The following is an 18904-nucleotide window of genomic DNA, read 5'->3' on the forward strand; positions in this document are numbered from 1 at the left end:
CGGCCTCGTCGGTCCGGCGCCCCCGCCCCGCTCGTGCGCACCGCTTCGTGCGCCCCGCACCGCTCCGTACGCCCAGCTCCGCTTCGTGCGCTCGGCTTCCGTTGACGGCTCGGCTACGCCAGGCCGCGCCGGGCCACCGCCGGTTCCCGGTGGCCGGCGATGGACGCCACCATGTCCAGCACCTGCCGGGTCTCCGCCACCTCGTGCACCCGGTACACCCGGGCGCCCAGCCAGGCCGACACCGCGGTCGTGGCCAGCGTCCCCAGGAGCCGCTCCTTGACCGGGCGGTCCAGGGTCTCGCCCACGAAGTCCTTGTTGGACAGCGAGACCAGCACCGGCCAGCCGGTCTCCGTCATCTCGCCGAGCCGCCGGGTGGCCTCCAGCGAGTGCCGGGTGTTCTTCCCGAAGTCGTGCCCGGGGTCGATCATGATGCCGTCGCGCCGCACCCCGAGGGCGACGGCCCGTTCGGCCAGTCCCACGGTGACCCGCAGGATGTCCGCCATCACGTCCTCGTACACGGTCCGGTGCGGGCGGGTGCGCGGCGCGACGCCGCCCGCGTGGGTGCAGACCAGGCCGGCGCCGTGCCGGGCGGCGACCTCGGCCAGCCGGGGGTCGAACCCGCCCCACGCGTCGTTCAGCAGGTCCGCGCCGGCCTCGCACACCGCCTCGCCGACCTCGTGCCGCCAGGTGTCCACGCTGATCACGACGTCCGGGTGGCGGCGGCGCACCTCGGCGACGAAGCCGACCGTCCGCCGGGCCTCCTCCTCGGCCGTCACCTCCTCGCCGGGACCGGCCTTCACCCCGCCGATGTCGATGATCGCGGCGCCCTCGGCCACCGCCTGCTCGACCCGGGCCAGCGCGGGCTCGTCCTGGAAGGTGGCCCCCCGGTCGTAGAACGAGTCGGGCGTCCGATTGACGATCGCCATGATCACCGGCTCGTGGGCCCCGAACTCGCGTCGTCCCAGCCGCAGCATTCTTCCCGCACTCCCTTGTCGTGGTCCGTGAGCGACCTTAACTGTCAGTGCGGCATGGCACGATCGGGGAGGACGGATCGACCGACGGAATCCGTCCGCCGGCACCCCGGGGAGAGGCTCGTGTTCTGGTTCTTGCTCATCGCGCTGGTCGTGGTGGTCGGCGCGGTCACGCTGGCCGTGCTGAGCGGTCGTGACGGCGTGCTGCCCGAGGCGGAGCCGGACCGCACCGCCTGGTCGCTGCCCCCGGACCGGCCGCTGGCCCGCGCGGACGTCGACGGCCTGCGGCTCCCGGTGGCCGTGCGCGGCTACCGCATGACCGACACCGACGACGTGCTGGACCGCCTCGCCGCCGAACTGGCCGAGCGGGACGCGCGCATCGCCGAACTGGAGGCGGCCCTGGCGGGGGCCCGCGCGGAGGCGCGGGGCGCGGTCACGGCGGACAAGCCGGTCATGGACAAGACGGTCATGGACAAGGCGGACGGCCGGGGGACGGCCGGGAACGACGAGGGGGAGCAGCGGTGACCGACGGAGTGGTGATCGGGCCGGACGGCTTGGCGCGGTGCCCGTGGGGGCTGGAGGAACCGTCCCGGGAGGACTACCGCCGCTACCACGACACGGAGTGGGGCGTTCCGGTGCGCGGTGACGACGCCCTGTTCGAACGGATATGCCTGGAGGCGTTCCAGTCCGGCCTTTCCTGGCTGACGATCCTCCGCCGCCGCGAGGGCTTCCGCGCCGCCTTCGCCGGCTTCTCCATCGCCAAGGTCGCGGCCTTCACGGAGACGGACGCGGAGCGGCTGCTCGCCGACCCGGGGATCATCCGCAACCGCGCCAAGATCAGTGCGGCGCTGGCGAACGCGAAGGTGGCCGCCGAGTGGGCCCCCGGCGAGCTCACCTCGCTGGTCTGGTCCTTCGCCCCGGCCGCCGGGGCCCGCCCGGTGCCGCGGACGGCGGCGGACGTGCCACCGCTGACGCCGGAGTCGACGGCGCTGTCGAAGGAGCTGAAGAGGCGGGGGTTCCGGTTCGTGGGGCCGACGACGGCTTATGCGCTGATGCAGGCGTGTGGGGTGGTGAACGATCACTTGGCGGGGTGCCACGTGCGGGGGTGAGGGGGGTTGCCCCGGTCCCTCCCCCAGAGGGGGCACCCCCATTCGCCGTTTCCTGTGGGGGCAAGCCCCCGCATCCCCGAAACCGCGCTCCGCGCGGTTGTCCTCAAACGCCGGACGGGCTGGAGTGGGCGCCCTATTCAGCCCGTCCGGCGTTTGAGGACGAGCGGCGAAGCCGCGAAAAGGGGGCCTGGGGCGCAGCCCCAGGAAACGGCGAAAGGGCGGGACCGGGGCAACCTCACCGCCCCACGAACCGGGGCCGCTCCTTCCGGAGAAACGCCTCGACCGCGGCGCGGTGATCCTCCGACCCGCCCACCCGGGTCTGGAGAACCTCCTCCACCGCCAACGTCTCGGCGAGCGAATGATCCGCCCCGAACGCCAACGCCTGCTTGATCGCGGCGAACGTGAGCGTCGGCCCCTCGGCGAGCCGCCGGGCGACGGCGGTGGCCTCGGCAAGCAGCTCGCCCGCGGGCACGACCTTGTGCGCGAGGCCAAGGGAGAGCGCCTCCGAAGCGGACACGTTCCGCGGGAAGAGGAGCAGATCCATGGCCCGGCTGTGCCCCACCAGCCGCGGCAGGGTCCAGGAGACCCCGGAGTCCCCGGTGAGGGCCACTCCGGCGAAGGCGGTGTTGAAGGAGGCCGTGTCGGCGACGATCCGGTAGTCCGCGGCGAAGGCGAAGCCCGCGCCGGCCCCGGCGGCGACCCCGTTCACCCCGGCGACGACCGGCTTGGGCATCTCGGCGAGGGCGAGGGTGATGGGGGAGTAGTGCTCCTTGACCGTCTCCCAGGTCCGCGTGGTGCCGTGCTCGCGGTCGGCGGCCAGCGAGGCGGTGTGCTCCTTGAGGTCCTGGCCGACGCAGAAGGCACGGCCGGAGCCGGTGAGGAGGACGGCGCGGACGGCGTCGTCCTCCGCGGCCCGCAGGACGGCGTCGCGGAGGGCCACCTTGGTGGCGGTGTCCAACGCGTTCATGGCGTCGGGCCGGTTCACGGTGATCGTCGCGAGCCCGTCGGCCACCTCGTACAGCACGGTGTCGGCCATGGTGCGTCCCTCCCTCGGAATGACTGCGGTCAGCGGTCAGCTTGCCGCAGAAGCCCGTGAAGCACAGGGGGCCGGCATGTGACCTGCGTCAAAGAAGTCAAAGAATCGTTCCTCTGTGCGGGTGCGCAGTTACCGAGCAGGCACCGGGCAATCGCCGAATTGAGTGGTTTTGCCGGAGCGTGTTGCCGAAGGGATGCCGACCGATGTTGGTCATTGGGTCGCGCGATGCGGGATAATGGCCTGGAAGCAATGTGTTCGATGCCGGTGACACGTGCCCTTCGGAGGGGTCGTCGGCTGACGATGAGCTGGTTTCAGGAAGGGGAACGAGCATGGCGGCCATGAAGCCGCGGACGGGCGACGGCCCGCTCGAGGTGACCAAGGAGGGGCGGGGCATCGTCATGCGGGTTCCGCTCGAAGGCGGCGGTCGTCTCGTCGTCGAGCTGACCCCGGACGAGGCGGCGGCTCTTGCCGACGCCCTGAAGAACGTCGTCGTCTGACACCCGGACCGCGGGTCTTTCGCTGACTTCCCCTGTCCTGGCGGCCGGTACATCCGGCCCGCCGGGGCAGGGGCTTCTCATGTTCCGGACGGTTTCCGGACGAATTCCCGGAGGGTTCCGCTCCGGCCGGCCGCCGATGGCCGGAAACCGACGGCCGAGCCCGACGTTCGGGCCCGGCGGCGAGCTCGACCGCCACCCCGAGGCCCCGTCCCCGTCAGCCCCGCCGGGCCGCGCACAGCAGCCCGTCGCCCACCGGCAGCAGCGACGGCAGCAGCACCGCCGACTCCCGGACCACCCTCAGCAGTTCGCGCAGCCGCAGCACCTCCGCCGGCTGGGCGGCCGAGTCCACCGTCCGGCCGTCCGCGAAGACGCCCTCGAAGCAGACCACCCCGCCGGGCCGCAGCAGGCGCAACGATTCCGCTAGGTAGTCGAGGTACTCCAGCCGGTCACCGTCGCAGAACACCAGGTCGTATCCGCCGTCCGCCAGTCGCGGCAGCACCTCCAGCGCGCGGCCGGGGATGAACCGGGCGCGGTTGCCCGCGAAGCCGGCGGCGCGGAACGCCTGCCGGGCGAACTGCTGGCACTCGGGGTCGCTGTCCACGGTGGTGAGGACGCCGTCCGGCCGCATGCCGTGCAGGAGGTGCAGGCCGGAGACGCCGGTGCCGGTGCCGATCTCCGCGACGGCCTTGGCGTCCACGGCGGCGGCCAGCAGGCGCAGCGCGGAGCCGGTGCCGGACGACACCGAGCGGAGGCCCGCCTCGTGGGCCCGGTCGCGTGCCCAGAGCAGTGCGGGGTCCTCGATGTGCTCGACGCCGTACGCATCGGCGAACGCCCAGCTCGTCTGCCGGTTGCCGGTAATGGCCCTCTCCTGTCCCCATGTGTCGACGCAACGGTGACTGTATCCGCTGCTGTCGGGAACCCGCAGATGGGACCATGCGTTGACGGGGTGTGAGGGACCCTGAGGGGAGGGGCGGTGAGCGGGGCGAGGGGCCGGTGGCCCCGGTCGGGGGTCCGGGTCGCGGATCAATCCCAAAAGCAGGTCAAAAATGCTTATCCGGAGCTAACGGGCGAGGTGGATATGGTAGGGGCTCCACTGGACACCACCAGAGCCGACAGGGGAGGTGCGGCTTCGAACGGTGACCGCCGGGGAGTGCTGAGGCGCTTCCGCCGGTCCGCCGCGGAGCCGAAATCCGTGACCGACACCGCTGACCGTTCCGCCGCCCGCAAGACCGCGACCGCGACGTTCGCCACCGACGCGGACGCGCCGGCGTGGACTCCTCCCACCTGGGAGGAGATCGTCAGCACGCACAGCGCACGGGTCTACCGCCTCGCCTATCGCCTGACCGGGAATCAGCACGACGCCGAGGACCTGACGCAGGAGGTCTTCGTCCGGGTCTTCCGTTCGCTGTCCACGTACACGCCGGGGACGTTCGAGGGCTGGCTGCACCGCATCACCACCAACCTGTTCCTCGACATGGTCCGCCGCCGCCAGCGCATCCGCTTCGACGCGCTGGGCGACGACGCGGCCGAGCGGCTCCCCAGCCGTGAGCCCTCCCCCCAGCAGCACTTCAACGACACGCACTTCGACGCGGACGTGCAGCAGGCGCTGGACACGCTGGCGCCCGAGTTCCGCGCCGCGGTGGTCCTCTGCGACATCGAGGGCCTCTCCTACGAGGAGATCGCGGCGACCCTCGGGGTGAAGCTCGGCACCGTCCGCAGCCGCATCCACCGCGGCCGTTCCCATCTGCGCAAGGCGCTGCGGCACCGCTCGCCCTCCGCCCGCGCCGAGCAGCGGGCCCTGGCCGGGGCGGCCCCCGGCGCCCGGCTGAGTGGGGAGGTCGGGATCGCGTGACCGGTTCAGGCGGTCAGTCCCCCGCCGAGATCCATCTCGGCGACCGCCTCGCGGCCCTGGTCGACGGGGAGTTGGGACACGATGCGCGGGAGCGGGTGCTCGCCCACCTGGCCACCTGCTGGACCTGCAAGGCGGAGGCCGACGCACAGCGCCGGCTCAAAAGCGTGTTCGCGGAGGCTGCGCCGCCGCAGCTCTCGGAAGGGCTGCTGGCCCGGCTCCAGAGCCTGCCGGCCATGGGCGGCCCGGACGGCCCGGCGGGGCCGGGGGCGGTGGCCGACGACCGTCCCGGCGGCCGCGGCGGCACCGAGCGCGGCGACGGCTTCGGTCCCCGGGCGGACGCCTTCGCCCTGCTGCCGGCGGGTGCCCTGACGGCCCCTGACCGCGGCTTCCGGGTCCACGAGGTGGGACGGAGCCCGTCGCGCGGCCGCCGGATCGCCTTCGCGGCGGCGGGGGCCGTCACGATAGCGGCCTTCGCCCTGGTCGGCGCCGAGCCGCTGCGGACCGCCGTGGAGGCACCGCGGGCCCGCCCCGAGAACCCCAGGGTGTCCCACCCGCTCAACCCGCTCGCCCTCTCCGGGCCCGGCGGCGGCGCCCTGGGCACCGGCGGGGCCCGCGGCGGCACCGGTGAGGGCCGCAGACCGGACCGGGGCCGCTCGGGCGGCTCCCGCACGTCCGCGCCGGACTCCGGACGGCCCGCCCGGCCGCCCGTCACCCGGGCCGCGCTGGTCATACCGCCCGCCCTGCCGGTCGCCGTCCCCTTCCGGATGCCCCGCCAGGCGGTCGGCACACGCTGATGCGCACCTGACAGGCCGGGTACCCTGCTCCGCGCCCACCGGCACCTGGTTGAATCGCCGGTGGGCCGGGCATCCCGCTGGATGCCGCGGCTCGTGGACGCATCGTGGGGGAGCAGAAATGAACGAGGGCAAGGCACCGGTGCCGCCGACCCGCCAGGACGGCTCCCCGTCGGACGCGACCGGGCACCCGGAGCGGGGCGGGAAGCCGCTGCACGACCCGGACCCGTACGGGACGCCCCCCTACGGCCGCCCGGGCCCCTGGGCCCCGGCTCCCCCGGTCCAGCACCCCACGGTCACCACTCCGCCCCCGGCCACGGCCGCCTGGCCGTACTCGGCCCTCGACGGCCACCCCCAGGCACCCGGTACGCCCCCCGCAGGCGGCACGGTGCCGCCCGCGGGGTACCGGACGGGCGGGGAGCAGCACGCCGTGCCGCCCACGGCGGCCGCTCCGGTCCGGGACGCGGTGCCGCCGGGGGCGTACCCGACGGCGCCCGCCCAGGGCACCGCGACGTCGGGCCACCCGACGGCCGCGCCGCAGCCCGCCGTACCGCCGGTGGCGTACTCGGCGACCCCGCCGCAGGACGCCGTGCCTCCGGGGCACGCCGCGCCGCAGCCCCCACGGCCCGCTTCGCCGCCGTCCTCGGCCGCCCCCGCACCGAGCCAGGACGCCTCCCGCTCCCCGGCGGCCCCCGAGCCCGGCACCCGCCCGACCGGTCCGGCCCCCACCGGCGCGGCGGTCCCCGCCGACCGGCCGCCGGCCGCCACGGCGCCGCCGAGCCACGGCCCGGACGCCGCCACCGAGGCGGGCCGTCCCTCCGGAGCCCTGCCCGGTACGTCTGCTCCCGCGACGGAGCAGGACGGCTCCGCCGACACCCCGCCTCCGGGCGCGCCGACGGCGGCGTCCGCTCCCAGCACGGGTGAGGAGCCGTTCGACGCCGCCCGGACGCCGTCCGCCTCCGGCCCCCAGGGTCCGGCCGTGCCCGGCCGTTCGGCCGCCTCCGCGGCGCCGGCGGACGACGACCCGCACTTCACCGTCCCGGAGGACCACCCGTCCGGTGGGCCGGACTCGTACCCCCTGGAGCCGCCCGCCGCGCCCGCGCCGGGCGCGGACGCGCGGAACGGCGGCGACGCGCGGCGCTCGCCCACGCCCGCGCCGCGACCTCCGTCCGTACCCGCCGCGCAGGGTCCCGCCGGCGGCGGTGAGCCGGCCGACGCGCGGCTTCCGCACGCCCCCGCGCCGGCGGCTTCCCCCGCGCCGCGCGAGCAGATGGCCGCCGCCCGGCCCCCGTCCGCCCCGGGCGCGCCGGACGCCGGGCAGCAGCCCGGCGGGGACGCGCGGCATCCGCACCCGTACGCCCCGGACGTTCACCAGTCTTCCGCCGCCGCCTCGGCCGTCGAGGCGGCGGCCGGGCCGCAGCCCGGCGCGGACGCGCGGCACCCGCACCCGCACCCGTACGCCCCGGACGGCCACCGGCCTTCCGCCGCCCCCATGGCCGTCGAGGCGCCGGTCGGGCCGCAGCCCGGCGCGGGAGCGCCGCATCCGCGGCAGCCCGCCGCCATGGCCGGGCAGCCCGCGCCCGGTGCCCCCATCGCGCCGCACCCGTACGCCCCCGTGGCGCCCGCCCCCGTCGGCTACGGCTACCCGGCCGCCCCCGCCCCCGTCGCGTACGGGCCCGGGGCGCCGGCAGGGCCCGTCGGGCCTTGGCAGTACGACCCCTGGGCCGGGGGCGCGGGCGGCGGCCGGGAGCCGGAGGCGAAGGCCGCCGGGAAGCCCGTCAGCAGGTCCCGGCTGGTCACCGGTGCGCTCGTCGTGGCCCTGGTGGCCGGTGGGATCGGGGGCGGGATCGGGGCGTGGCTGGAGCGGGACGGCGGGCCGGGCCACCGGGTGACGCTGCCCCAGGCGCCCGCCGACAAGGCCGACCGCGACCCGGGAAGCATCGCGGGCATCGCGGCCCGCGCCCTGCCCGGCGTCGTCACCCTGCACGTGCGCGGCAGCGGCGGCCAGGGCACCGGCACCGGCTTCGTCCTGGACGGCAAGGGCCACATCCTCACCAACAACCACGTCGTCGAGCCGGCCGGCGACGGCGGCGAGATACAGGTGACGTTCAACGGCGGCCAGACCGCCAAGGCCACCGTCATCGGCCGCGACAGCGGCTACGACCTGGCCGTCGTCAAGGTCAAGGGCGTCTCCGGGCTCACCCCGCTGCCGCTGGGCAACTCGGACTCCGTACACGTCGGCGACTCGGTCGTCGCCATCGGCGCCCCGTTCGACCTCGCCGGCACCGTCACCACGGGCATCATCAGCGCCAAGGCGCGCCCGATCACCGCCGGCGGCAAGAAGGGGGACGGCAGTGACGTCAGTTACGTCGACGCCCTCCAGACGGACGCCCCGATCAACCCGGGCAACTCCGGCGGCCCCCTCGTGGACTCGCGCGGCCGGGTCATCGGCATCAACAGCGCCATCCGCTCGGCCGGCGGCTCGTCGGAGTCGGGCGGTCAGGGCGGGAGCATAGGTCTCGGCTTCGCCATCCCGATCAACCAGGCCAAGCGGGTGGCCGAGGAGCTGATCAACACCGGCCGGGCCACCCATCCGGTGATAGGTGTGTCACTCGACATGGAGTACCAGGGTGAGGGCGCCCGGGTGAATCCCAAGGGCGGCGGCGGCACCCCCGTGACCCCGGGCGGCCCGGCCGAGAAGGCGGGCATCGCCCCCGGCGACGTCATCAAGAAGGTCGACGACGTGCCCGTCCGCAGTGGTCAGGAGCTCATCGTCAAGATCCGCAGCCACCGCCCGGGCGACCACCTCACCCTCACGGTCGAGCGTGACGGCAAGGAGAGGACGGTTCGGATGACCCTCGGGACGGCCAGTTCGAGCTGACCCTTGGCCCGATGTTGGCCCGGCCGTCTCCCGCAGTGCCCGCCGGGCCAGGTACCGTGAGAGGCGGCCTGAACCCCTGGGCCGCCCACGCATCAAGGAGCTGCAGGTGCTCGACATAGGACTTCCCGAGCTGATCGCGCTCGTCGTCCTCGCTCTGCTCATTTTCGGTCCGGACAAACTGCCGAAGATGATCCAGGACGTGTCGCGGACCCTGCGCAAGCTGCGGCAGTTCTCGGAGAGCGCCAAGGAGGACATCCGGTCCGAGCTGGGGCCCGAGTTCAAGGACTTCGAGTTCGAGGACCTCAACCCGCGCACCTTCGTCCGCAAGCACGTCCTCGACAAGGACGAGCTCGGGCTGAAGGAGATCCGCAACGGCTTCGACTTCCGCTCGGAGATGGCCGACGTGGCCGACGTGGTGCACGGCCGCGACCCCGAGCCGGCCGCCTCGTCGTCCTCCGGCGGGCCGGACCTGGTCAAGAAGCCGGACCTGCTCAAGAAGGGGCCCGTCCAGCCGGGCGAACGACCTCCGTTCGACTCCGACGCCACCTGAGCCACGCCTGCGCTGCCCCATTGACGCGGGTGGCTATCCTCCCCTTGTCCGGGTCGACGGCGCTCGCCGGAGCGGCAGGCCGGGCACGACGGGCAACGAGGAGGCGCCGCGCAGATGGAGACCACCAGTCGGGCAGTGACGGCCGGAGCGTCCGCCGGGGAGGCCCTCCCCGGGGGACCGGACGAGCCGGAACGGGCACCCGGCGACCGGCGACCCCTCGACGGCTACCTCCAGGCGGCGTTCCCCTGGTACGGGCTGGACGCCACGTTCACCGGACGCCGCTGGCTGCTGCAGGTCGGCACGGCCGCCGACGGCACGGTGGAGCACGGCGCCACGGGCCACGGCGCGGAACCCACGCTGCGCTCGGGACGCCCCGGCCGGCCCACCAAACCCGACCGGTTCGACAAGGCCGGCACCCTCTCCGACGGACAGCGCTTCTCGGTCGTCGTGACCGTCGCCAGCCGCCCGGTGCGCCGCAGCGCCGACGGCACGGGCGTGCTGGAGGCCACCTCCGTCTCCTCGGCGGCCTGGCTCGCCGGCGCCGGCCTCCTCGCCTGCACCTGGCCCGCCCGCATGGAGCGGGCCCTGCGGCAGAACTGGCTCGACCAGCAGACGGCCCTCGCCTGGGAGCTGGCCGACCACCTCGACGAGGCCCCCTGGACCACGCTCTCCCTGCCGGTCGACGGCGTCTCCGCCGACTTCCGCTACCGCGAGTCCGAGTACGGCTGGGTGCTCGCCGGCTCCGCCCCGCACGCCTGCGGCCACGGCGGCGACGGCGGCTCCTGCGGAACCGGGGGCTGCGCCGGGGGTGTGCACATCGGCGCGTACGGGCGCGGGATGAGCGCCTACGGCATGGGCTTCGCGGTCATCGAGGACATCGCGTCGTACACGGGCTGAAGCCCGGGACAGGCCCCGACTGACCCGGGACAGGCTGCGCCTGACGCAGGCCGACCCCCGGTACGGACCGGAGCCCGGCAGGGGCCGCGGCCGGACACGCGTCGACGGCCCGCGCCGAGGGGCGCCCGGCACCGGCTGACGCCCGGGCGGGCAACCGTGCCCGCCCCGGCCACCGACGCCCCCGCCGAAGGGGCCGCCGCTCAGAACTTGTTGCGCGGCGTGATCCCCAGCGACAGCCCCGACAGTCCCCGCTGCCGCCCGCCCAGCTTGCCCGCGATGGCGCGCAGCGCGCTGCCGGCCGGCGAGTCGGGGTCGGTCAGCACGACGGGCCTGCCCTCGTCGCCGCCCTCGCGCAGCCGGACGTCGATCGGGATCGAGCCCAGTACGGGGACGGTGGCGCCGGTGGTGCGGGTGAGGCCGTCGGCGACGAGCTGGCCGCCGCCGGTGCCGAAGACGTCGACCATCTCGTCGCAGTGCGGGCAGGGCAGCCCGGACATGTTCTCCACTACGCCGACGATCTTCTGGTGCGTCTGCACGGCGATGGAGCCGGCCCGCTCGGCGACCTCGGCGGCGGCCTGCTGAGGCGTCGTCACCACCAGGATCTCCGCGTTGGGCACCAGCTGGGCGACGGAGATGGCGATGTCGCCGGTGCCCGGCGGCAGGTCGAGGAGCAGGACGTCGAGGTCGCCCCAGTAGACGTCCGCGAGGAACTGCTGGAGTGCGCGGTGCAGCATCGGGCCGCGCCAGACGACCGGCGCGTTCCCGGGGGTGAACATGCCGATGGAGATGACCTTCACGCCGTTCGCCGACGGCGGCATGATCATGTTCTCGACCTGGGTGGGGCGGCCCTCGGCGCCCAGCATCCGGGGGACCGAGTGGCCGTAGATGTCCGCGTCCACGACGCCGACCTTCAGCCCGTCGGCCGCCATCGCCGCCGCCAGGTTGACCGTCACGGAGGACTTGCCGACGCCGCCCTTGCCGGAGGCCACCGCGTAGACGCGGGTCAGCGAACCGGGCTTGGCGAACGGGACCTCGCGCTCCGCGACCCCGCCGCGCAGCGTGGCGGCCAGCTCGCGCCGCTGCTCGTCGCCCATCACGTCCAGTTCGACCGTCACACCGGTGACACCCGCCACACCGGCGACCGCCGTGCGCACGTTCTCCGTGATCGTCTCCCGCATCGGGCAGCCGGCCACCGTCAGGTAGACCGCCACCGCGACCGAGCCGTCCGCCGCGATGTCGACGGTTTTCACCATGCCCAGGTCGGTGATGGGCCGGTGGATCTCGGGGTCGTTCACCGTCGCGAGCGCGGCGCGCACCGCCTCTTCGGCGGGGACGGTGACAGGGGTCTCGGTAGCCATGCCCTGATGGTACGGCCGACCACCGACAGCGGGGTAAGGCCGTCAGCGGTCGCGTTCCTCACTCTCCTCCGGGAATACCCGGCGCTGCTCCAGCTCCTTGATCAGGTCCTGGAACTCGGAGCGGATCCAGTCCCGCGTCGCCACCTCGCCGAGCCCCATCCGCAGCGCGGCGATCTCCCGCGTCAGGTACTCGGTGTCGGCGATGGACCGCTCGTTCTGCTCCCGGTCCTGCTCCAGGTTGACGCGGTCGCGGTCGTCCTGCCGGTTCTGCGCCAGCAGGATCAGCGGGGCGGCGTACGACGCCTGGAGGGAGAGCACCAGGGTGAGGAAGATGAACGGGTAGCTGTCGAAGCGCAGATGCCCGGGGGCGGTGGTGTTCCACACCACCCACACCACGATGACGACCGTCATCCAGACGATGAACCGGCCGGTGCCCAGGAAGCGGGCGATCTCCTCCGAGGTCCGGCCGAACGCCTCCGGGTCGTACTCCGGGAGCCAGCGGCGTCGCTTCTGCTGCGGCTGGTCCAGCCGGCCGCGCTGGGCCGCGGGGACAGCGGACCGTTCCTTCACCCGCTCGCGCGATGGGCCGTGCTCTCGGCCCCGGTCACTCCCCATCCCTCGCCTCCCCCGGCTCGTCCGCTTCTTCCGTCCCGCCCGTTCCCGCCATCGCGCTCATACCCAGGGCACCCTGGTGCAGTTCCGTCTCCCGCCAGTCGTCCGGCAGCAGGTGATCCAGTACGTCGTCCACGGTGACCGCCCCCAGCAGCGAGCCGCCGGCGTCCACCACGGGCGCCGCCACCATGTTGTACGTCGCCAGGTAGCTCGTCACGGCGGGCAGCGGGGTGTCCGGGGGCAGCGGGCGCAGATCCGTGTCGGTGATCGAACCGACGAGTGTGAACGGCGGGTCGCGCAGCAGCCGCTGGAAGTGGACGGTCCCCAGGTACTTGCCGGTGGGCGTCTCGTCGGGCGGCCGGCAGACGTACACCTGGGCGGCGAGCGCGGGGGAGAGGTCGGGGTTGCGGACCCGGGCGAGGGCGTCCGCGACGGTGGCGTCGGGCCGCAGCACGATCGGTTCGGTCGTCATCAGACCGCCCGCCGTCCGCTCCTCGTACGCCAGCAGCCGGCGCACGTCCGCCGCGTCCCCCGGCTGCATCAGGGTGAGCAGCCGCTCCTTGTCCTCCTCGGGCAGCTCGGAGAGCAGGTCGGCCGCGTCGTCGGGGTCCATCGCCTCCAGGACGTCGGCCGCGCGCTCCTCCTTCAGCTTGCCGAGGATCTCGATCTGGTCGTCCTCCGGCAGCTCCTCCAGGACGTCCGCGAGCCGGTCGTCGTCGAGGGCGGCGGCCACCTCGGCACGCCGTTTGGGGGACAGGTGGTGCAGGACGCTGGCGAGGTCGGCGGGGCGCAGCTGCTCGAAGGTGGCCAGCAGGCTGGCGGCGCCCTGCCCGTGCTCCTCCAGGGAGAAGCCGGTGACGGCCGACCACTCGACGGTCAGGGTCTCCCCCTTACGGCGCAGCGCCCCGCCCTTGCCGCGCCGGACGAAGACCTTGTCGATCTCCCACTCGCGGCGGGCGTGGAGCTGGGTGATCGACACGTCGAGGACGGTGACCTCGTCCCCGCTGGCGACGAGCCGCACCCGGCGGTCCAGCAGTTCGCCCAGGACCAGGGTCTCCGTCGGACGCTGTTCGAAGCGGCGCATGTTGACGACGCCGGTGGTGACGACCTGGCCGGACTCCACGCCCGTCACCCGGGTCATCGGCAGGAAGATGACGCGCCGGCTGACGACCTCGACGACCAGGCCCAGCACGCGCGGCGGCCGGGCGCCGACCCGGAGCATCGCCACCACGTCGCGTACCCGGCCGACCCGGTCGCCGTTCGGGTCGAAGACGGCCACACCGGACAGATGCGACACGAATACGCGGACGCTCGCCGCCATGCCGCACACCTCCTCCGCCGGCCGCCCCCGGCCGTTGTCCGGTTCAGGCTAACGTGACCGGCCGCGCGGTGCCGCCTCGCGGTACCTGGGCGGTCCGCGGGGGAAGGGCGCGCGAGTACGCTGCCGTATCGGGCGCTGACAGGAGGCAGGAGCAGGTGCGAACCCGGAAGGCGGCTCTCGTGGGGGCCCTGTGCGTGGGCTTGTCCACGGGCCTGGTGGCGTGCGGCGGCAAGGAGGACCCGGACGCGGGCACCAACGGCGTGGGCAAGCTCAAGGCAGCGGCGATCCAGGAACGGGCCCGGGAGGCCGCCCGCGGCGCCGACGCCGTCCACCTGTCGGGCAGCGTCGTCAGCCAGGGGCGCACCTACCGGATCGACGTCCGGCTGAAGCAGGACGGCGGCAGCGGCAAGGTCACCTCGGGGGACGTCGCCTTCGAGTTGCTGCGCGTCGGCGACGAACTGTTCGTCAAGGGGGACGCGGCGTTCTGGGCCCGCGGCGGGGCGGGCGCCGGCCCGGGCGGCGGCCCGAACCCGGTCCCGGCGCCGGGAGCCGGCGCCGCCGGATCCCCCGGCAAGAAGGGCAAGGGCGACCTCGCCACGGCGGCCCAGAAGCTCAACGGCAAGTACGTGAAGGTGCCGTCCGGCGATCCCGCTTATCGGCAACTGCGCGGTTTCACCGACAAGAACACGCTGCTCGACGGCCTTCTCGGGCTGCACGGCAAGCTGCTCCGTGGGGACCACGGGACGGTCGGGGGCACGCGCTCCATCCGCCTTACGGCGGGGGACGCGCGGGGGGCCGGCGGCGTGCTGGACGTGTCCCTGGACGGGACGCCGTATCCGTTGCGGTTGCAGCGGGCGGGAGGTGCGGGGGAAGTGAACTTCGCGGAGTGGGGGAAGGGGTTTTCGCTGCGCGTGCCGGAGAAGGGGCAGACGCTGGACTATGGCAAACGGCTTCCCGCCGGGGGGTGATGCCCCGGTCCCGCCCCCGCGCCCCCGAAACCGCGCTCCGCGTGGTTGCCCTCAAGCGCCGGACGGGCTGATATAGCCCGTCCGGCGCTTGAGGACGAGCGGCGAAGCCGCGAAAAGGGGGTCTGGGGCGCAGCCCCAGGAATCGGCGAAGGGGAGGGACCGGGGCACAGCCCCCCGCAGGGGCCTCAGCGGCCGCGCCCCCGCAGCAGCCGCGGCAACCCCGCCGGCATCGCCCGCCGCGTCGTCGCCGGAGTCGAAAGCGGCACGGCCGCGAGCGAGCCGTCGGGCAGGGGCGTGGTCGCGCCGGTGGGGGTCAGCCGGAGGACCCGGCACTCCCGCGCCCACCGCTCGGCGATCGTCTCCGCGTCGGAAGCGTTCAGCCGCTTGCCCTTGAGTTCCGCGACCGCGGCGGTCCACTGCTCACCGTCCGGGGCGAGTTCGGCGACCGCGGCGGTCCATGCGACGAGCCGGCCGCCCTTGTCCTTGCTGCGGACCGTCACCGAGGCGGTGCCGCCGTCGACGAGGCCGAGGCCGTCGAGCGGCTGCTCGCCGGGGCCGCCGACGACGAGGACCGCGCCCTCGTGCCAGACGTGCCACAGGGCACGGCTGGGCCCGGTGGGGCCCTGGACCCAGATCAGGCCGGACTTCTTGGCAGCCTCTTCGATCAGCGCCCGCGTCTCCGTCATGCGCCCAACTCTAGGGCCACGCGCCGGTTCGTCCCTCCGTGCGCCGATGATTCCGGTTACCCTGCGCGATGTTGCGGCCTAGGCTTGGGGCGTGAGTGATTCCCGTACCGAGCGGCCGGCCGCCCCCGCGGTCGCGACGACACCGCTTCCCGCGGCGCGGCCGGCCACCGGGCGGGCGGCAGCGTCCCTGGTGTCCCTCGACCTCGTCCTCCTGCTGGTCGCCGTCGCCGGGCTCGCCCTGTCCGCGCCGCTCATCGCCCACATCACGGCCGTCCCCGCGCTCGCCATCGCGTTCTGGCGCAACGCCATGGCGGTGGGCGTGCTCACCCCGGTCGCGCTGCTGCGGCACCGCGCCGCGCTGCGCGCCATGAGCCGCCGGGCGGTGCTGCTGTCCGTCGCCGCCGGGGCGCTGCTCGCGCTGCACTTCGGCGTGTGGCTGCCGAGCCTCGGCATGACCTCCGTCGCCTCCTCGACCGCGCTGGTCACCACCACCCCGATATGGACGATGATCCTGCTCCGGCTGCGCGGCCGACGGCAGCCCGCCGTGGCCTGGGCGGGCACGGCGCTGGCCTTCCTCGGCGTGGTCGTCCTCACCGGTGTGGACCTCTCGGGTTCGCCGCGCGCCCTGGCCGGGGACGGCCTCGCGCTGGCGGGCGGCATGGCGGCGGCGGGGTACGTCCTGCTGGGCGCGGAGGTGCGGCGGACGGTGGCCACCGTCCCGTACACCCTGGTCTGCTACGCGACGACCACCGTCGCCCTGCTGGCGGCCTGCCTGGTGTCCGGCGCCTCGCTCGGCCCGTACGACGGCGGCGCCTGGGCGCAGCTGGTGCTGCTGACGGCCACCGCGCAACTGCTCGGCCACTCGCTGGTCAACCGGGTGGTGAAGAGCCTCGGCCCGTCCGTCACCTCGACCGCGATCCTGCTGGAGACCCCGGGCGCGGCGCTGATAGCGGCGCTCTGGCTGGGGCAGCTGCCGCCGGTCGCGTCCTATCCGGCGCTCGCGGTGATCCTGGCGGGCCTGGCCCTGGTGATCGCCGCAGAGCGCCGGACCGCTAGAGCCAGCCGTTCCGCTTGAAACCGCGGTGGATCGTCACACAGATCGCGACGGTGAGGACCATGACCGCGGGATAGCCGTACTTCCACTTCAGCTCCGGCATGTACTCGAAGTTCATGCCGTAGATGCCCGCGATCATCGTCGGCACCGCGAAGATCGCCGCCCAGGACGTGATCTTGCGCATGTCCTCGTTCTGCGCGACGGACGCCTGCGCGAGGTTGGCCTGGAGGATCGAGTTGAGCAGGTCGTCGAAGGCCACAACCTGCTCGTGCACCCGGGCGAGGTGGTCGGCGACGTCCCGGAAGTACTTCTGGATGTCCGGGTCGACCAGCCGCATCGGCCGCTCGCTCAGCAGCTGCATCGGCCGCATCAGCGGCGTCACCGCCCGCTTGAACTCCAGCACCTCCCGCTTCAGCTGGTAGATGCGGCCCGCGTCACCGCCGCGCGAGGAGCCCTTGCTGGGGGCGGAGAAGACGTCGATCTCGACCTCGTCGATGTCGTCCTGCACCGCGTCCGCGACCGCTATGTAGCCGTCCACGACCTGGTCGGCGATGGCGTGCAGCACGGCCGAGGGGCCCTTGGCCAGCAGCGGCGGGTCCTGCTCCAGCCGGTGCCGCAGGGCGCGCAACGAGCCCTGGCCGCCGTGCCGGACGGTGATGACGAAGTCCTCGCCGGTGAAGCACATCACCTCACCGGTCTCCACCACCTCACTGGTGGCGGTGAGTTCGGCGTGCTCGACGTAGTGGATCGTCTTGAAGACGGTGAACAGCGTGTCGTCGTACCGCTCCAGCTTGGGCCGCTGGTGGGCGTGGACGGCGTCCTCCACCGCGAGCGGGTGCAGGTTGAACTCCCGCGCGATGCCCGCGAACTCCTGCTCCGTCGGCTCGTGCAGACCGATCCAGACGAACCCGCCGTCGGCGCGGACGCGCCGCATGGCCTCGGCGGGGCCGCAGGGGGCGCTGGCCCGCATCCCCTCGCGGTAGACGGCGCAGTCCACCACGGCGGTGCTGGCGGACGCGTCGCGGGTCGCGTCGTACTCGTACGGGGTACCGCCGCGGCGCAGGGCGGGACGGACGGCGGCGCGCAGGTCACGGATCATCGACATGGCTGGCTCCATTCACGGGCCGGCCGCCGGTCGGGGCGCGGGGCAACACAGCCCGGAACGGGGACGTGCGGGCCTGTGGAGAACGGGGTACGACACAGGCGTACGTCCACGAAGCGGGCCGCGCTTCGTGCGCCGCGAGAACGGCGGCAGTTCGCGGAGAACTTCGCTGAAGACTTGCAGGGGGGCTTGAGGCAGCGTTCTTCCGCCAAGAGCCGCGGGCGCGAAGGGACTTCCGGGAACCGGCACGGGGGTCCGGCGATGGAAGGCGTCAGATCACAGGGATCGCGGGACGCGCGTCCGGAGCGGAGAGACGGGAGAACTGTCGGTACTGCACGGTCGACTAGGATCCACCGCAGCCCCACCTCCTCCGGCCGGTCCCCGCTGAGGGACGGACGTGACTCCCTGACCAGAGGCCAAGGCTAGCAGCCGCCCGGGACGTCAATCCCCCGCTTTGCCTGTTCGATACGCGTTCTATGCTCGGCGCATGTCAGACGTTCTCGCCCGGGTCGAGGCCGGACTCCGCTCCGCCTTCGGGGAACCGGACGCCCGCGCCGCGGTGACCTTCCTCGGCACCGACCGCATCGAGGTCCTCCGCTTCCCCGTGCCCCGGGCCGGTGACACCGCCCCCGGGAGCGGAGACGCCGCGCCCGGGAGCGGAGACGCCGCGCCCGGGAGCGGAGACGCCGCGCCCGGGAGCGGGGACGCCGTCCGGTACGTCACCCTCGGCATGTCCGCGCACCCCATGGCGGACCCGACGTCCCCGCTGGCCGACCCGGTGCGCGGGCCGCGTGCCGAGCTGCTCCTCACCGTCCGCCCCGGCCGCGCCGACACCGACAAGGTGCTCCGCCCGCTCGCCGTCCTCGCCGCCTCCCCGCAGGTGGAGGGCCTGGTCGTGGCCCCGGGCGCGTCCCTGGACACCGGCGAGCCGCTGTGGCCGGGCGCCTCCTTCACCGCCGTCCTCGTCGGCGAGCCCGGCGGGCTGGTCGAGGATCTGGCGCTCGACGCGCCGATGGATCCCGTCCGCTTCCTCCCGCTGCTGCCGATGACCCCCAACGAGGCCGCGTGGAAGCGCGTCCACGGCGCGGCGGCCCTCCAGGAGCGCTGGCTGCGGCACGGTACGGACCTGCGGGACCCGCTGCGCAAGGGCGTTCCGCTCGACTGACACCGGGGTTGACGGGCGGCACTCCGGAAGGGTGATCGTCCTTGACGCGACGGC

19 protein-coding genes are annotated in these 18904 nt (G+C 74.2%); 11 read left to right on the forward strand and 8 right to left on the reverse strand.

Annotated elements, in window-relative coordinates; translation table 11 throughout:
* Nucleotides 1–113: 113 nt before the first annotated feature.
* Entirely contained in the window at nt 114–974 is an 861-nt protein-coding gene (gene folP, locus ACQEVS_RS21950; protein WP_433022887.1) for a dihydropteroate synthase, read from the reverse strand.
* Between the two features lie 120 nt (nt 975–1094).
* Between folP and ACQEVS_RS21955 the strand changes: the two genes are divergently transcribed.
* Together ACQEVS_RS21955 and ACQEVS_RS21960 are read left to right on the forward strand one after the other, a co-directional pair.
* Nucleotides 1095–1496, forward strand: coding sequence for a hypothetical protein (locus tag ACQEVS_RS21955; RefSeq protein WP_433022890.1), 402 nt, complete (start codon nt 1095–1097; stop codon nt 1494–1496).
* Nucleotides 1493–2080, forward strand: coding sequence for a DNA-3-methyladenine glycosylase I (locus tag ACQEVS_RS21960; protein WP_433022893.1), 588 nt, complete (start codon nt 1493–1495; stop codon nt 2078–2080). Before ACQEVS_RS21955 ends, ACQEVS_RS21960 begins: the two co-directional genes overlap by 4 nt.
* A gap of 235 nt (nt 2081–2315) precedes the next feature.
* Here ACQEVS_RS21960 and ACQEVS_RS21965 read toward each other — a convergent pair whose 3' ends face one another.
* Entirely contained in the window at nt 2316–3116 is an 801-nt protein-coding gene (locus tag ACQEVS_RS21965; protein WP_433022895.1) for an enoyl-CoA hydratase-related protein, read from the reverse strand.
* A 329-nt stretch (nt 3117–3445) separates the two neighbouring features.
* Here ACQEVS_RS21965 and ACQEVS_RS21970 point away from each other — a divergent pair, with 329 nt between their 5' ends.
* Nucleotides 3446–3613, forward strand: a complete 168-nt coding sequence (locus ACQEVS_RS21970) for a DUF3117 domain-containing protein (RefSeq protein ID WP_004950282.1) — start codon at nt 3446–3448, stop codon at nt 3611–3613.
* Between the two features lie 214 nt (nt 3614–3827).
* Here ACQEVS_RS21970 and ACQEVS_RS21975 read toward each other — a convergent pair whose 3' ends face one another.
* Nucleotides 3828–4538: an O-methyltransferase gene (locus tag ACQEVS_RS21975; protein ID WP_078588175.1), complete on the reverse strand. Its 711-nt coding sequence runs from the start codon at nt 4536–4538 to the stop codon at nt 3828–3830.
* A gap of 153 nt (nt 4539–4691) precedes the next feature.
* On the opposite strand from ACQEVS_RS21975, the gene sigE reads away from it, so the two are divergent.
* The 5 genes from sigE (at nt 4692) to ACQEVS_RS22000 (ending at nt 10584) form a co-directional block, all read left to right on the forward strand.
* Entirely contained in the window at nt 4692–5465 is a 774-nt protein-coding gene (gene sigE, locus ACQEVS_RS21980) for an RNA polymerase sigma factor SigE (RefSeq protein ID WP_078588176.1), read from the forward strand.
* Nucleotides 5462–6259, forward strand: coding sequence for a zf-HC2 domain-containing protein (locus tag ACQEVS_RS21985; protein WP_433022898.1), 798 nt, complete (start codon nt 5462–5464; stop codon nt 6257–6259). Before sigE ends, ACQEVS_RS21985 begins: the two co-directional genes overlap by 4 nt.
* 118 nt (nt 6260–6377) lie before the next feature.
* Nucleotides 6378–9137: a trypsin-like peptidase domain-containing protein gene (locus ACQEVS_RS21990; RefSeq protein WP_433022901.1), complete on the forward strand. Its 2760-nt coding sequence runs from the start codon at nt 6378–6380 to the stop codon at nt 9135–9137.
* A 106-nt stretch (nt 9138–9243) separates the two neighbouring features.
* Nucleotides 9244–9687: a sec-independent translocase gene (locus ACQEVS_RS21995; RefSeq protein ID WP_433022903.1), complete on the forward strand. Its 444-nt coding sequence runs from the start codon at nt 9244–9246 to the stop codon at nt 9685–9687.
* Between the two features lie 114 nt (nt 9688–9801).
* On the forward strand, nt 9802–10584 hold the full coding sequence (locus ACQEVS_RS22000; RefSeq protein ID WP_433022905.1) for a hypothetical protein: 783 nt from the start codon (nt 9802–9804) through the stop codon (nt 10582–10584).
* A 200-nt stretch (nt 10585–10784) separates the two neighbouring features.
* Here ACQEVS_RS22000 and ACQEVS_RS22005 read toward each other — a convergent pair whose 3' ends face one another.
* The 3 genes from ACQEVS_RS22005 to ACQEVS_RS22015 are packed head-to-tail and all read right to left on the reverse strand — an operon-like array spanning nt 10785 to nt 13875.
* Nucleotides 10785–11942: an Mrp/NBP35 family ATP-binding protein gene (locus tag ACQEVS_RS22005; RefSeq protein ID WP_433022908.1), complete on the reverse strand. Its 1158-nt coding sequence runs from the start codon at nt 11940–11942 to the stop codon at nt 10785–10787.
* A gap of 42 nt (nt 11943–11984) precedes the next feature.
* Nucleotides 11985–12557: a DUF1003 domain-containing protein gene (locus tag ACQEVS_RS22010; protein ID WP_433022911.1), complete on the reverse strand. Its 573-nt coding sequence runs from the start codon at nt 12555–12557 to the stop codon at nt 11985–11987.
* Nucleotides 12547–13875: a magnesium transporter MgtE N-terminal domain-containing protein gene (locus ACQEVS_RS22015; protein WP_433022914.1), complete on the reverse strand. Its 1329-nt coding sequence runs from the start codon at nt 13873–13875 to the stop codon at nt 12547–12549. The genes ACQEVS_RS22010 and ACQEVS_RS22015 overlap by 11 nt, the downstream gene beginning before the upstream one ends.
* 155 nt (nt 13876–14030) lie before the next feature.
* On the opposite strand from ACQEVS_RS22015, the gene ACQEVS_RS22020 reads away from it, so the two are divergent.
* Nucleotides 14031–14843, forward strand: coding sequence for a hypothetical protein (locus tag ACQEVS_RS22020; protein WP_433022916.1), 813 nt, complete (start codon nt 14031–14033; stop codon nt 14841–14843).
* A gap of 185 nt (nt 14844–15028) precedes the next feature.
* Here the strand turns inward: ACQEVS_RS22020 and ACQEVS_RS22025 are convergent, their stop codons facing one another.
* Complete coding sequence (locus tag ACQEVS_RS22025) at nt 15029–15529, reverse strand: hypothetical protein (protein WP_433022918.1); 501 nt, start codon at nt 15527–15529, stop codon at nt 15029–15031.
* 91 nt (nt 15530–15620) lie between these two features.
* Here ACQEVS_RS22025 and ACQEVS_RS22030 point away from each other — a divergent pair, with 91 nt between their 5' ends.
* A complete protein-coding gene (locus ACQEVS_RS22030; protein WP_433022920.1) occupies nt 15621–16604 on the forward strand; it encodes a DMT family transporter in 984 nt (327 codons plus the stop codon).
* On the opposite strand, the gene corA is transcribed toward ACQEVS_RS22030, so the two are convergent.
* Nucleotides 16582–17688, reverse strand: a complete 1107-nt coding sequence (gene corA / locus ACQEVS_RS22035) for a magnesium/cobalt transporter CorA (RefSeq protein WP_433022923.1) — start codon at nt 17686–17688, stop codon at nt 16582–16584. The two genes, ACQEVS_RS22030 and corA, sit on opposite strands and share 23 nt — an antisense overlap.
* A gap of 484 nt (nt 17689–18172) precedes the next feature.
* Between corA and ACQEVS_RS22040 the strand changes: the two genes are divergently transcribed.
* Entirely contained in the window at nt 18173–18850 is a 678-nt protein-coding gene (locus tag ACQEVS_RS22040; RefSeq protein ID WP_433022926.1) for a suppressor of fused domain protein, read from the forward strand.
* The last annotated feature ends 54 nt before the right edge of the window (nt 18851–18904 follow it).

The sequence above is a fragment of the Streptomyces sp. CA-181903 genome (assembly GCF_050937075.1).
Taxonomy (GTDB): Bacteria; Actinomycetota; Actinomycetes; order Streptomycetales; family Streptomycetaceae; genus Streptomyces.